This window comes from Flavobacterium galactosi (genome assembly GCF_048158585.1).
GTDB lineage: Bacteria > Bacteroidota > Bacteroidia > Flavobacteriales > Flavobacteriaceae > Flavobacterium > Flavobacterium galactosi.
In genome coordinates this window covers 118,962-132,627 of the sequence record NZ_JBLNKV010000006.1, presented here as the reverse complement: position 1 = coordinate 132,627, position 13,666 = coordinate 118,962, and the positions used below count along the sequence as shown (strand labels likewise).

Genomic DNA, 13,666 nt, shown 5'->3' with positions numbered 1-13,666 from the left:
TGAAGTATCGAAAACTCTTTGATTATAAAGGCTTCTCGATACAACTTTAAACATTAAAGCTGTCGCATTACTGTTTAAAATTACTCGAAGTGATGGTCAAAACGGCTTAACTTAATGACAGTGCACGCAAACTGCCCGAAAATGGATATAAATTGTAAATATCCAAGCGATCATCATTATATTTTATTTTCTTGAAATAAGGCTTCCAATTGCTCGAGACAAGCTGTAATGCCCTGCTCAAATCCCATTTCAATCATGGTTTGTACTTCTTTTTCATTGGAATAAAACATCTTGAATTCAACTAAAGTGCCAGAGCTTGTCTTGGCAAAAGCAATAGTTCCTGCAGAAACCGGTAAGGAAGAATTTATATTTCCCTCTTCATCACAAAAACTATCTTTGATTTCAAAGCTTATCTGTGGTGTTATACCAGTATAGTCCATTCGTCCCCAATGTTTTTCATTTTCAGGACCTACCATCGCATACAACCAATAACCGCCAACAGAAAAGTTCATTGTTTTGGTTTCTGCTTTCCAAGGTTGTGGTGCCCACCATTGTTCCAGTAATTCACTTTCAGTGTACGCTCGCCAAACTTTTTCAAGCGGAGCATTAAATGTTCGGGATACAAGAATTGAATTTTCTTTTAAATCTTTTACAACAAGTGTTTTGCTATTATTTTCCATTTTTATTTCGATTTAATATTTTTTATCGCCAGTTAACCATTTACTTGAAATGGATTATGAAATTACGCCATTTTTTTCTCTAAAACAATAAACTCTAAAGATTGGTTAGCAATTGGAATATGTGCGTCACTAGCCGGAAAAGGTTCTCTTGCTCCTGTGTCTGCATAACCATTGCGTTTGTACCATGCAATCAATTCCTCCCGAACAGAAATCACCGTCATTACAATTTTGGGTAAACCCAATCCCGAAGCATGAATTTCAGCCTGTTGCAATAATTTTTTTCCAACGCCGCTATTTTGCAACTCAGGAGAAACCGTTAGCATTCCTAAATACAATTGCTGCGTTTTCTCCATCAACAATACACAACCTATAATCTGTTCATTCTCTGTAAATTTTAGAATGGTATTTTTTTTGTTTTGAATTGTTTCTGTCAATTCCTGTTCAGTAGTTCGAAGTCCTTCTAATAAGTTGGCTTCAGTGGTCCATCCTTTTTTAGAGGATTCCCCGCGATAAGCTGAATTGATTAACGTGTTTAATCGAGAAACGTCTTTTACTGTTGCTTTTGTAATCATGCGTAATATATATTCTTGGGTTATTGTTTTGTGTTTCTCAAAGGTAGAAAAAAGGATAACATTATCGAATTTGGTTCCAGGTCTTGTTAGTGTTTAATAGGTGAATAACCAAAAAAAGTTACTTTTTAAAATTGTAAAAAACACACATGAAGTAAATTTATTTAACTGATAATCAGTATTTTGTATTTAATGTGAGAATTTTTTTTTTACCTTTGAATAAAGAAAATTTACAACAATTTAATAGCTATAATTATGAAAAATTTAAATATTATTTGGGTAATAGTGATGGCTTGTGTACTAAACATTGCACCTATATTGGGACAATCAACCGCTAAAAAAAATAAAATTATTGCAGACAGCAAAACAGCAAAGGCGGAATTCATTAAAAGTGACCCGCTGATGAAAGCACTTTTTGAAAAAGCATCTGGCTATGTTATCTTTCCTAATGTGGGTAAAGCAGGACTTGGCATTGGAGGGGCAGCAGGCAACGGAGTGGTCTATGAAAATGGCAAGATGATCGGTATGGCAAAGTTGTCGCAACTAAGCATAGGATTTCAGGCAGGTGGCCAAGCGTATCGAGAGGTAATATTTTTTGAGACAAAAAAGGAATTGGAACGGTTTAAACAGAGCCGATTCGAGTTTTCCGCTCAAGCTTCTGCAGTGGCCGTAACTGAAGGCGCCTCAGCAAACGTGAAATATACGGAAGGCGTAATGGTATTCACCATGCAGAAAGGCGGACTCATGTATGAGGCTTCGATTGGTGGACAGAAGTTTAAATTTAATAAAATGTGATAAAGAACAAAACGGCTGAAAAATTTTCTCAGCCGTTTTGTTTTTTATATAAATATTGAAATGCTATGTTAGAGGTATTTTAATTTCTCCACTTTGCTAGCGCGAGCGTCCCGCTCGTGCCTATTTCAATTTGAATCGTAATCTCTCATTTCCTTTTATTAGTTGTCACGAGCGGGACGCTCGCGCTAGCCGGGGACGTTGTTGGCAGATGTTTTTATTTGACTTAAAGTATGTTAGTATAAAATAAATTTTTTGCTACATACTCGTTTATCATCAATGTAAATATTCATTTTCCAATCACCTTTAACCAACTCATATGGTTCGTCTAAACTATAAGATGATGCTGATGGTATATTAGTTGGTCTTTTTGTTGTGTATTTAATACTTTTAAATTTTTCACCCTTCTCATTTGTTATTTTTTCTGGATAAATCCACTCAATAACGACGTCAATATCTACAGTGTCCTTTGCATTTACAATATAAATAACTCCGAAATTTGCTTTTTGTAAAGTTTGAATAGAATCAGTTTTATTGATGATTTCAAAATCTTCCAACCAACCATGATTTCCTGTTGGAGATTCGCTTAGTTTTTCATTTATACCCTTTTTAACTTTTGCAAGGCCATAATCAAGTTCTTTAAATTCCAATATCCCATTTGTTTTAGAATTGATAGTTGTTTGTGAAAATGTTGTTTGGAAAATGAATAATGCCAGTAATGTTAAAATAATTTTCATAAGATAAAATTTAAATAATAGTAGTTGTGATTACGATTTTAGAATATACGTTAACACGTTTTGTCGCTTAGCGACATGGTGGATTAAGGAAGCCTAGACTTTCGATTAATTACTATTTTACAATAAGTTCCCTTTGCGAGCGCGAGCGTCCCGCTCGTGCCTATTACAATTTTGAATCATAATTTTCTTATTTCCTTTTGTTAGGTGGCACGAGCGGGACGCTCGCGCTAGCCACGGGCTAGTTTTGAAAGTAATTTTGATATAATTTTTCGCTTATAATGTATTTTTTAGAATTATCCATATAAAATTGGTCTTCATCAGTTAATAATTCAGTTTCAATTGCTTCATCAATGATTATATAAGCTGAGTTTTTGGATACCCTGTCCAATTGTATATATTGCTTTAATCTACGAAATGATTTTTTTATCGTGAAATCTGATTGGAACGATGAATAAATTATATTAGATTGACTATCAAATTCTTCATCAATCTGATCACGATCAAATATATAGCTATTTTCTGCAAGTAAATTGAATAAATAGATGAAGCTAAAAGGAATTAAAAGTGATTCTCTAAAAATCGGTCGTTCATATTCCAATCTACTAAGAAATTCTATAGCAAACTGTGGATGAAGATTATCAGGTTTAAAAATTTCAAAAATTAATTTATATAAATATTCATTTGGGTTTGATGAAAGTGAAACTGCTATAGCAAGTTCGTTTGATATATTCGTATCATATATTAATTTAACGGGAATATTTACAAGTCTTACAATATATTCTGCAGCTAAATATTCTTGCATAGATTTATGTACAAATTCGTAAGAATCGTAACTTGATTTTATTATAATCCCTGTATGATCTTCTAGCTCTTTTACAACTTTTTCTCCATCTTTTAAAGGGAGCTGATATGACATATAAATACGCTTATAAGATTCTATAAAATCGAATTCGGAATATTTTTTATGAGCATACGAAATTGTAAGATCATAGGCGAAATGTGATAAAAAATCAAATTTTCGTTCATTATCAAAATCTGAATATTTAGATTCCCTTACGATGCCTCTTTGCTCATCCCATTCGTCTATTAGTAATCTAACCAATTTTTTGTAAATTGAACGAGGTTTGTCGTAAAATTTTTTTGTCTTTTCAAATATTGCACACAAATGCGCAAGAGTTAAAGGACGTAGTGAAAAATCAAAAAACTTTGAACTATTTAAATTTGTTATAAATTCTGTAGCTTCGTTTTTTTTAACGAACCATTTGTTTACAAATTCTACTATTTGATTTTGATTTAAATCACATAATTCGTATTCTGTTGAGTTATCAATAGAAATATTGTAAGAAGCGCTTCTTGATGTAACAATCACTAGACTATTATTCAAGTTAAGCATTAGAGATTTAATTTCTTGATAGAATTGAGATATTCTACTAGGTCTAACTTCATCTAGTCCATCTAAAATTAATACTATATTCAAACTGTTTAAATAACTATTAATATATCTCTCACGTAATTGCAGATTATCTAGAGAAATAGTCTTATCCTGTTGTTTAGAGGATATTTCAATTCCAAAAATTGTCTTAAGTTTGGAATAAATACTTTCGCCATCTGTTATATCTCTTAAATTAATTAATATTGGGAATTTGTAATTGATTGTAATTTCATTATTTAACAGCATTTGACAAATATGCTTAATTGTTGTAGTTTTTCCAGCTCCTGGACCTCCAAGAATTACCAAATGCGTGGAGGTATTTAATAAGATTTCTTCGATGTTAGACTTAGCTTGCTCTTGGTCGGAAAATCGTAAACGCTTAGCTTGTAATTCTATATGTAAGTCTATATAAACATCACTTATTTTTCTGCTTCCCCCTAAATCTTTAAAGAAAATATTTTGAGTAGAATTAATCACAAAAACACTATGCTCATATAATGCGTTCAACAAATCTTCAGATGTTGTTATAAGTTGAATTTTATTTGAATTAAAAAGTGTTTTTAAATTGGAGGACGCTTCTTTAATTAAATGGCTTAAAATTACTTTTGATATAATTTCCATAATTACATTTCTATTTATGATGTTTTGTCCAGCATTTTTTTTGCATTTCTACTAACTTGTATTAACTCGCTATAAAATAGCGCATATCTGCCTATATTTGGGTGGCTTTGCGCTATAATTTGTTTTTTTATAATCAACAAAATTAATGATTTTGCTTACAGAAAACTAATCTAATAATAAAAAAAATCTGACTAATTCCCATAATAAAAACCGACTGAAAATCACTTCTCAGTCGGTTTGTATTTTAAAATATGTATTTAAATGTTATGCCAAAAACGCTTTCAATTCCTCGTACGTTTTAATTTTTGTACTCACTTTTTCCTTTCCTAAAACACTTTCAATTTGTGTAGGAATCGGCAGTTTTACGTTTAATGTTGGTTCAACCGTGTCCAAAAACTTAATAGGGTGGGCGGTTTCTAAGAAAATACCAATCGCATTAGAGAAAATTGTCCATGGCTTTGCGTACATTCTCCATTATTGTACTATCATTATGTGATAACTTTGTTATTCTAGAAATCAAGAACAATAATAAACCTTAAAAATGAATTTATGGAACAGAAACTGCCCCTTCCGCCATTTAACATGGAAACCGCTTTGCAAAAAGTGCAATTAGCCGAAGATGCCTGGAACAGCAAAGAACCGGAACGAATTGCATTAGCGTATACCATAGACACCGAATGGCGTAACCGAACCGAATTCATCAACGGTAGGGAAACGGTGAAGGAATTTTTGAAACACAAATGGGAAAAGGAATTGGATTACAAACTCAAAAAAGAGCTTTGGTGCTTTAGTGAAAACCGTATAGCTGTTCGTTTTGAGTATGAATACCATAATGCCGAAGGACGATGGTTTCGAGCTTACGGAAATGAAAACTGGGAGTTTGACGAGAACGGTTTGATGCGCAAACGCTTTGCCAGTATCAATGATCTGGCTATTGATGAAAAAGACAGAAAGTTTAGATAATACATTTTATTTATAACTAATTGAATGTTTGTGTTTTAAGTAATTCCAAAAAAAAATTCGGCTTTAAAGCTATTTTCTTTTGAAGATAACAGTCCTTTTAATAACCTTGCGGCTGAATTATTTGTTGCCAATTCCCATAAAAAAACCCGACTAAAAATCACTTCTCGGTCGGTTTGTATTTGAAAATATATATTAAAATTTATGCCAAAAACGCTTTCAATTCCTCGTACGTTTTAATTTTTGTACTCACTTTTTCCTTTCCTAAAACACTTTCAATCTGTGCAGGAATTGGGAGTTTTACGTTTAATGTTGGTTCAACTGTATCCAAAAATTTTATCGGATGGGCGGTTTCTAAGAAAATACCAATCGAATTCGGGTGGTTTTGTAATTCTTTTTTCAATCCAAGATAACCAACTGCTCCGTGAGGTTCTGCAATGTAACCGTCTGTATTGTAAATGGTTTTCATTGCTGCAATAGTTTCTTCATCATTGAAAGTAAACGAAGAAAAATCTTTTTTGAACTGCTCCAAATCATTGTGGTACATTTCCTGAATTCGGATAAAATTACTTGGATTCCCAACATCCATCGCATTCGAAATCGTGGCGATAGAAGGTTTTGGGTCGTAAATTCCGTTTTCTAAAAATCTCGGAACCGTATCATTTACATTCGTTGAAGCTACAAAATGTTCAATAGGTAATCCCATTTTTTTAGCAATGATACCCGCGCAAATATTTCCAAAATTACCACTTGGGCAAGAGAAAACTAACGGTTTGTTCTGTTTTTTTAATGCTTTATACGCAAAGAAGAAATAAAACATTTGTGGCAACCAGCGCGCAATATTAATCGAATTTGCCGAAGTCAAGTTTTTATGTTTTAGACTTTCGTCCAAGAACGCTTTTTTGACCATATCCTGACAATCATCAAAAACACCATCCACTTCAAGTGCTTTGATGTTTTGTCCTAAAGTAGTCAATTGTCGTTCCTGAATATCGCTCACTTTTCCGGATGGATACAGGATAATCACTTCCACGCCTTTTACACCAAGGAAACCACTGGCCACAGCACCACCAGTATCGCCGGAAGTAGCTACAAGAACCGTGTTTTTACTGTCTTTGTTGTCTTTATTAAAGTAACCCAAACAACGCGACATGAAACGTGCGCCTACATCCTTAAAAGCCATCGTTGGACCATGGAACAATTCAAGGGAATAAATACCTTTTTCGACTTCCACCACAGGGAAATCAAAACACAACGTTTCGGCAATGATTTGTTTTAAAATGGCTTCCGGGATTTCGTCACCCACAAATTGCTGAATCGCTTCAAAAGCAATTTCCTCGTTACTTAGATTTTCGATAGTGTCAAAAAAAGCAGGAGTTAAAGGGGTAATTGTTTCCGGAAAATACAATCCTTTATCAGTTGCTAATCCTTGTATTACGGCTTCTTGAAAAGAAACTTTGGGTGCGTTATGGTTTAAACTGTAATATTTCATTTTTTTATCATTGCGAGGCACGAAGCAATCTCCTTATTATTGTATTAACTAATTATTTTCATTCCTTCATCATTCACTTTAGAAACGTGAATTTCATACGGTAAATTCATGGCGTCGTAAACGGCACTCATGGCTTTGGCGATTTTATCAGCGGTTTCCTTTCCTTTGCTTAAAGCAAAAATAGAAGGACCTGAACCTGATATTCCTGAACCTAAAGCTCCGTTTTCGTATGCTGTTTTTTTGATTAAATCAAATCCCGGAATCAAGACACTTCGCAACGGTTCCACGATTTCATCATGCAACGAACGTCCGATTAAATCGTAATCTTTAGTGTACAATCCAGCTACTAATCCGCCCACATTTCCCCATTGCGTGATGGCACTTTTCAAGGAAACAGTTTGTTTTAATACCGAACGCGCATCCGATGTTTTCAACTCAATCTGAGGATGAACCACGGTTGCGTACAATTCGGAAGGACTTTCTATTTTGATAATATCTAACGGATTTGAACTTCTTACCAATGTAAATCCACCCAAAAGGGCAGGAGCAACGTTATCGGCATGGGCGTTTCCACTGGCTAATTTTTCACCTTGCATAGCGAATAAAACCAATTCTTTTCGGGTAAATGGGCGTCCCAGTAATTCATTGATTCCAAAAACAGCTCCAGCTGAACTTGCTGCACTGCTCCCAATTCCGCTTCCGGCTTTGATGTGTTTGTAGATTTCGATTTCAAATCCAAATTCCGTTTCAATGGCTTCCAACATCGCCAAAGCAGATACTCCAGCAACATTTTTTTCGGTTTCCAAAGGCAAGTCGGCACCTACAATTTTAGTGATACGAATCCCTTTTATGTCTGATTTTCGAATAATCATTTCGTCACCCGCAGTTTCTAAACAAAGACCAAGGACATCAAATCCGCAGGATAGATTGGCAATTGTGGCGGGGCAAAATATTTTTATTTCATTCATATCTTTTTATTTTTATTGTGGTACAGACGTGATTTATCGCGTCTCTTTCTACATAAATTTGACGCGATAAATCGCATTTCTACGACTTATACGTTTCCAATTCTAATTACATCAGCAAATATTCCTGAAGCCGTAACTGCAGCTCCGGCACCCGCACCTTTTATCAATAAAGGTTGGTCTACGTAACGATCCGTAAAGAATAATACAATATTGTCTTTTCCTTCTAAATTATAAAAAGGATGGTCTTTAGGAATGAATCGCAATCCAACATTTGCTTTTCCGTTTTCGAATTGCGCTACATATTTTAGTCTGGATTCTTTACTCAATGCTTCCTTATAAATAGTTTCAAAATGAGAAGCGTGTTTCAGTAAAGATTCAAAAAATGCTTCATTTGTAGTTGTTTCGAGACACTCAGCAGGCATGAAAGATTCGTTGGCAATCTCGTCAATTTCCATTTTATAACCACTTTCTCTAATCAAGATTAATATCTTTCTGGCAACGTCAATTCCGCTTAAATCAATCTTAGGGTCTGGCTCTGTAAATCCTTGTACGCCAGCTTCTTTAACGACATCATGAAAAGTATTATTTTCATCAAAATTATTAAAGATAAAGTTCAAACTTCCTGATAAAACAGCCTGAATTTTATTCACTTTATCACCTGAGACAATCAAGTTTTTTACGGTATCAATAATTGGTAATCCAGCTCCAACATTAGTTTCAAATAGAAAAGGAGCATTGAATTGTCTGGATAGTTTTTTTAGTTTTTTATAATTGTCGTACTCAGAAGCACAGGCAATTTTATTACAAGTTACTACGGCAATATTGCGTTTTAAATATTGTTCGTAGGTTTTTGATACGCTTTCATTTGCAGTAATATCAACAAAAATACTGTTACGTAAATTGAGTTCTTTTACATTCGAAATGAACTTTTCTTTGTCAGCAGGTTCTCCGGTTTCTAGTAGAAATTGCCATTCTTTTAAAGAGATTCCATCTTCATCAAAATACATTTTTCGAGAATTTGACAAAGCGATAACGCGTAAGTTTATTTTCAGATTGTCTTTTAGGAATTTCTTTTGCTGGTGAATTTGTTCGATGAATTTTTCACCTACATTTCCAACACCCATTACAAACAGATTTAATTGTTTGGTGTTTTCTTCAAAAAAGGTTTCGTGTAACGTATTTAATGCTTTTTTTACATCTCTTTCGTTGATAACCGCCGAAATATTTCTTTCGGAAGCACCTTGAGCAATCGCTCTGATGTTTACGTTATTTTTGCCCAAAGTGCTAAACATTCTTCCGCTTAAACCTTGATGATTTTTCATGTTTTCACCAACCAAAGCAATAATGCAAAGGTTTTTTTCAACAATACATGGATCAATTTTGTTTTGTAAAATCTCAATTTCAAAAGCTTTATTGATGGCTTCTTCAGCAATATCAGCATCCGAATTTAGAATTCCAATACAGATTGAATGCTCCGAAGAAGCTTGAGTAATGAAAATTACATTGATGCTTTCATGCGATAATACTTCAAAAAGTCTTTTTGACGAACCTGTAACACCAATCATTCCTGGTCCTTCAAGTGTAATCAAAGTAATATTATCGATGTGGCTAATCCCTTTTACAGGATTAGTGTGAGCCATTTCCTGATTTGAAATATAAGTTCCTTCGGCTTCTGGTTCAAAAGTATTTTTGATATGAATTGGAATATTCTTTCTCAATACCGGTTGAATCGTTGGAGGATATAGAACTTTGGCACCAAAATGCGATAACTCCATCGCTTCTTGATAGGAAATGAAGGCGATAGGCTGTGCTTGTTTTACAATTTTCGGATTGGCAGTAAACATTCCATTTACGTCGGTCCAAATCTCCAAATCAGATGCATTCACTGCTCCAGCGATAATTGCGGCAGTATAATCGGAACCACCACGACCTAAAGTAGTGTTGATACCATCAAGTGATGCGGCAATAAATCCGGGCATTACAACCACTTGATTCTCATTCGAGGCAAAGAAATCAGCAATTAGTTGATTTGAAACTTCAAAATTTACGATAGCTTTTCCGAAATGATTATCGGTTTTTATTAATTCGCGGCTGTCTTTATAACCGCTATTTTTTAGATTTTGTTTTAATGCTTCAGAAATGATGTAAGAAGACAATAATTCACCAAAACTTAAAATTGTATCGGAAGTTCTGGCGGATAATTCCCCCAAAAGAAAACAACCGTCCAGTAACGTTTCAAGATGATTTATAATTCTTTTTATATGACTTAACAGACTGCTTTGTTCGCTTACAGGAATAAATTCTTTTAAGGCATCTAAATGTTTTTTCTCTATTTCGGCAAGAATATCTTTGAAGCTTTCATCTCCGGCAGCCGCTTTTTGGGAAGCAAGCTGAAGCAGGTCAGTAACTTGGCTAAAAGCAGAAACTACTACTACTAATTTTTCTTCTTTTGCTTTATTGATGACGATATCCAGAACCAGTTTTATATTTTGTGCATTGGCAACCGAAGTTCCGCCAAATTTTAATACTTTCATTGTATATGTTTTATTTTAAAAATGCAATGTTTTTTATACATCCAAAATCTTTCTCCTTTCAGGAAAAAGTATAATAAAATAGGATTATATGTAAAATGAATACCCCTAAGGGGTAGTTGTAGTTGTTGTAGCAGTAAATGTAACAGAAATTGCAACCCAATTTTGAGTTGTTATCGAAGATTGATATGTTGATCTGTTGTTTGCCATTTTGTTTCACCAAAAGTACAGTTTTTTATAAAAACCAAAACATTAAATTCAGTTTTTGCGAATATTTTAAAAATTCAATCACATTTGGATTAAAAATAAATATTTTTCAATAAATATCCTTTTCGTTGATGCGATTCTTATAATTGTAGAGATTTTATAACGCTGTTGATTTGTTGTGTCTTACTTTTGATTAAACTTAAATTCTAAATTCATGCCTACTTGCATTCAATACACTCTGAATTTCTTTAATTTTAGGACAATAAATTAGTTCACAGTATAAATCCAGTCGGTATTCTAAACTAAGAATTTTAATAACCTTAAATACAGGGTAATTTGCATGAAATCTATTATTTGGTTTTTTTTGGATATGAATTTTAAATTATTATTAAAAAATGTTGCTTTTTAATATTGATTTATTCAATTTTGGGCACTTAAATACAATTGGAATGGAAAACACACATTATATAAGCACTGAAGTACTTTCATTAGAGGTTTTAAACGAGATTATCGCGCATCATAAAACGATAGCATTATCCGACGAAGCAAAAATAAATATCCAAAAATGCAGGGATTATTTGGATAAAAAAATGGCTACGCATTCAGCACCTATTTATGGAATTAATACTGGTTTTGGTTCGCTTTGTAATGTGAAAATTTCGAATGAAAACTTATCAAAATTGCAAGAAAATCTAGTGAAATCACATTCTTGCGGAACAGGTGAGGAAGTTCCGAATGAAGTTGTCAAATTGATGTTGTTACTCAAAATTCAATCGTTGAGCTATGGTCATTCCGGAATTCAATTGCAGACTGTAGACCGATTGATTGCATTTTACAATAATGATATTTTACCAGTAATTTATACACAAGGTTCACTTGGTGCTTCGGGTGATTTAGCTCCATTGGCGCATTTATCTTTACCATTATTAGGAGAAGGTGATGTATATTTTGAAGGTAAAAAAGTACATTCCAGTGAAGTTTTGAAGCGTTTTAATTGGGAACCAATTATTTTGCAATCCAAAGAAGGTTTGGCTTTATTAAATGGTACTCAATTCATGAGTGCTTATGGCGCACATATCTTGATGAAAGCGAATAAGTTTTCTTATTTAGCGGATTTGATAGGAACTATTTCTCTCGAAGGATTTGATGGCAGAATCGAACCTTTTAATGAATTGATTCATTTTATTCGTCCTCACAAAGGTCAAATTGTAACGGCGAATCGTATAAAAGGTTTTCTGGAAGGAAGTGAAATTATTGAGCAAGAAAAAACACATGTTCAAGATCCGTATTCTTTTAGATGCATGCCACAAGTTCACGGTGCCTCAAAAGATGCTTTTGATTATGTAAAAAAAGTGTTTAAAACAGAAATCAATTCGGTGACGGATAATCCTAATATATTTATTGAAAGTGACCAAATTATTTCCGGAGGTAATTTTCATGGACAACCATTAGCGTTAGCATTGGATTTCATGGCAATTGCTTTGGCAGAATTAGGAAGTATTTCGGAGCGCAGAACCTATCAATTGATTTCAGGTTTGCGAAATCTTCCTGCATTTCTAGTGGATAATCCAGGTTTAAACTCTGGTTTGATGATTCCACAATATACTGCTGCAAGTATTGCAAGCCAGAATAAACAATTAGCAACGCCTGCCAGTATCGATAGTATCGTGTCGAGCAACGGACAGGAAGACCATGTGAGTATGGGGGCAAATGGAGCTACAAAAGCGTTGCGCGTTATGGATAATCTGGAGCGAATTTTAGCAATAGAATTGATGAACGCTTCACAAGCCATAGAATATAGAAGACCATTGCAATCCAGTGATTTTATCGAAATGTTTTTAAATGCGTATCGTGAGGAAGTTCCTTTGGTTAAAGAAGACCGAATTTTGCATTACGACATTGAAAAAACAGTTTCTTTTCTGAATAGTTTTCAAATAGAAGACGATTTGTTATTAACAAATTAACATTTACAGAGAATAATAAATTATTTTTGCAATTCTAAAACCTAATAAAATGTCAATAAATAGTATTTTCCAATTTTTAGTTCCAAAAGACAAAAAATTCTTTCCTCTTTTTGAAGAAGCATCCAGTAATTTAATTGAATTGGCTTCAAATTTACATGAAGCGGTAAATCTTCCATTGAAAGAAAGAGAAGTTCTTTTTCAAAAAATAGATACATTGGAACAAAAAGGAGAAGACATCACACGTCAAACAAATTTGGAATTGAGCAGAAACTTTATTACTCCTTTTGATAGAGAAGATATTCACTCCTTGATTACTTCAATAGATAATGTTGCTGATAATCTTCATGGTGCTGCCAGCAGAATGAGATTATATCAGGTTGATAAGATTACAAAATCGATCAGAAAATTGACAGAAATAAATCTTGAAGCATGTCAGAATATTGATGTAGCGGTAAAAGAATTGAGAAGTTTCAAAAAAATCAAGAATATTACTGATGCTTGTGCACGAATCAGCAAGTTGGAAAATAAATCAGATACTGTTTATAATAAAGCAGTTTTCGAAATATTTGAAAATGAAACCGACGTAAAAAACATTATTAAATATAAAGAGGTCTTATCTGTTTTAGAATCAGCAACGGATAAATGCAAGAGCGTGGCAAGTGTTTTAGAATCAATCGCTGTAAAACATTCTTAATTCAATCAGTTTTATTCTG

At 33.5% G+C, this 13,666-nt stretch carries 11 protein-coding genes and 1 pseudogene; 4 read left to right on the top strand and 8 right to left on the bottom strand.

The genetic code is table 11. The annotated features are described in order from the left end of the window. Positions 1-176 precede the first annotated feature (176 nt). Together ACM55M_RS13735 and ACM55M_RS13730 are read right to left on the bottom strand one after the other, a co-directional pair. On the bottom strand, positions 177-680 hold the full coding sequence (locus ACM55M_RS13735) for an SRPBCC family protein (RefSeq protein ID WP_416858225.1): 504 nt from the start codon (positions 678-680) through the stop codon (positions 177-179). 62 nt (positions 681-742) lie between these two features. Continuing rightward, a complete protein-coding gene (locus ACM55M_RS13730) occupies positions 743-1,252 on the bottom strand; it encodes a GNAT family N-acetyltransferase (protein ID WP_416858224.1) in 510 nt (169 codons plus the stop codon). 252 nt (positions 1,253-1,504) lie between these two features. Here ACM55M_RS13730 and ACM55M_RS13725 point away from each other — a divergent pair, with 252 nt between their 5' ends. Beyond that, complete coding sequence (locus ACM55M_RS13725) at positions 1,505-2,044, top strand: lipid-binding SYLF domain-containing protein (protein WP_416858223.1); 540 nt, start codon at positions 1,505-1,507, stop codon at positions 2,042-2,044. 233 nt (positions 2,045-2,277) lie between these two features. On the opposite strand, the gene ACM55M_RS13720 is transcribed toward ACM55M_RS13725, so the two are convergent. From ACM55M_RS13720 to ACM55M_RS13710, 3 genes and pseudogenes are all read right to left on the bottom strand, one after another. Next, entirely contained in the window at positions 2,278-2,778 is a 501-nt protein-coding gene (locus ACM55M_RS13720; protein ID WP_416858222.1) for a DUF3859 domain-containing protein, read from the bottom strand. Positions 2,779-3,016: 238 nt separating this feature from the next. Further along, positions 3,017-4,831 (bottom strand): NACHT domain-containing protein, encoded by a 1,815-nt coding sequence (locus tag ACM55M_RS13715; RefSeq protein WP_416858221.1) that lies wholly within the window; start codon positions 4,829-4,831, stop codon positions 3,017-3,019. A 264-nt stretch (positions 4,832-5,095) separates the two neighbouring features. Further along, positions 5,096-5,269, bottom strand: a pseudogene (locus ACM55M_RS13710) (threonine synthase); the annotation flags it as partial. Between the two features lie 111 nt (positions 5,270-5,380). On the opposite strand from ACM55M_RS13710, the gene ACM55M_RS13705 reads away from it, so the two are divergent. After that, entirely contained in the window at positions 5,381-5,794 is a 414-nt protein-coding gene (locus ACM55M_RS13705; RefSeq protein WP_416858220.1) for a DUF1348 family protein, read from the top strand. Between the two features lie 199 nt (positions 5,795-5,993). Here ACM55M_RS13705 and thrC read toward each other — a convergent pair whose 3' ends face one another. The 3 genes from thrC to thrA all read right to left on the bottom strand — a co-directional run bounded on the left by thrC (position 5,994) and on the right by thrA (position 10,785). Next, on the bottom strand, positions 5,994-7,283 hold the full coding sequence (gene thrC, locus ACM55M_RS13700) for a threonine synthase (protein ID WP_416858219.1): 1,290 nt from the start codon (positions 7,281-7,283) through the stop codon (positions 5,994-5,996). A 44-nt stretch (positions 7,284-7,327) separates the two neighbouring features. Continuing rightward, the gene (locus ACM55M_RS13695; RefSeq protein WP_416858218.1) at positions 7,328-8,251 is read right to left on the bottom strand and encodes a homoserine kinase; all 924 of its coding nucleotides are present in this window, start codon (positions 8,249-8,251) and stop codon (positions 7,328-7,330) included. A gap of 86 nt (positions 8,252-8,337) precedes the next feature. Next, positions 8,338-10,785, bottom strand: coding sequence for a bifunctional aspartate kinase/homoserine dehydrogenase I (thrA, locus tag ACM55M_RS13690; protein WP_416858217.1), 2,448 nt, complete (start codon positions 10,783-10,785; stop codon positions 8,338-8,340). Between the two features lie 653 nt (positions 10,786-11,438). Between thrA and hutH the strand changes: the two genes are divergently transcribed. Both hutH and ACM55M_RS13680 read left to right on the top strand, forming a co-directional pair. After that, positions 11,439-12,953 (top strand): histidine ammonia-lyase, encoded by a 1,515-nt coding sequence (gene hutH / locus ACM55M_RS13685; RefSeq protein WP_416858216.1) that lies wholly within the window; start codon positions 11,439-11,441, stop codon positions 12,951-12,953. Between the two features lie 49 nt (positions 12,954-13,002). Beyond that, positions 13,003-13,647 (top strand): DUF47 domain-containing protein, encoded by a 645-nt coding sequence (locus ACM55M_RS13680; protein WP_416858215.1) that lies wholly within the window; start codon positions 13,003-13,005, stop codon positions 13,645-13,647. The last annotated feature ends 19 nt before the right edge of the window (positions 13,648-13,666 follow it).

Excerpts from the sequence above, each read along its gene's own strand:
- ACM55M_RS13735 (WP_416858225.1), bottom strand. The coding sequence starts at position 680 with ATGGAAAATAATAGCAAAACACTTGTTGTAAAAGATTTAAAAGAAAAT.
- ACM55M_RS13730 (WP_416858224.1), bottom strand. The coding sequence starts at position 1,252 with ATGATTACAAAAGCAACAGTAAAAGACGTTTCTCGATTAAACACGTTA.
- ACM55M_RS13725 (WP_416858223.1), top strand. The coding sequence starts at position 1,505 with ATGAAAAATTTAAATATTATTTGGGTAATAGTGATGGCTTGTGTACTA.
- ACM55M_RS13720 (WP_416858222.1), bottom strand. The coding sequence starts at position 2,778 with ATGAAAATTATTTTAACATTACTGGCATTATTCATTTTCCAAACAACA.
- ACM55M_RS13715 (WP_416858221.1), bottom strand. The coding sequence starts at position 4,831 with ATGGAAATTATATCAAAAGTAATTTTAAGCCATTTAATTAAAGAAGCG.
- ACM55M_RS13705 (WP_416858220.1), top strand. The coding sequence starts at position 5,381 with ATGGAACAGAAACTGCCCCTTCCGCCATTTAACATGGAAACCGCTTTG.
- thrC (WP_416858219.1), bottom strand. The coding sequence starts at position 7,283 with ATGAAATATTACAGTTTAAACCATAACGCACCCAAAGTTTCTTTTCAA.
- ACM55M_RS13695 (WP_416858218.1), bottom strand. The coding sequence starts at position 8,251 with ATGAATGAAATAAAAATATTTTGCCCCGCCACAATTGCCAATCTATCC.
- thrA (WP_416858217.1), bottom strand. The coding sequence starts at position 10,785 with ATGAAAGTATTAAAATTTGGCGGAACTTCGGTTGCCAATGCACAAAAT.
- hutH (WP_416858216.1), top strand. The coding sequence starts at position 11,439 with ATGGAAAACACACATTATATAAGCACTGAAGTACTTTCATTAGAGGTT.
- ACM55M_RS13680 (WP_416858215.1), top strand. The coding sequence starts at position 13,003 with ATGTCAATAAATAGTATTTTCCAATTTTTAGTTCCAAAAGACAAAAAA.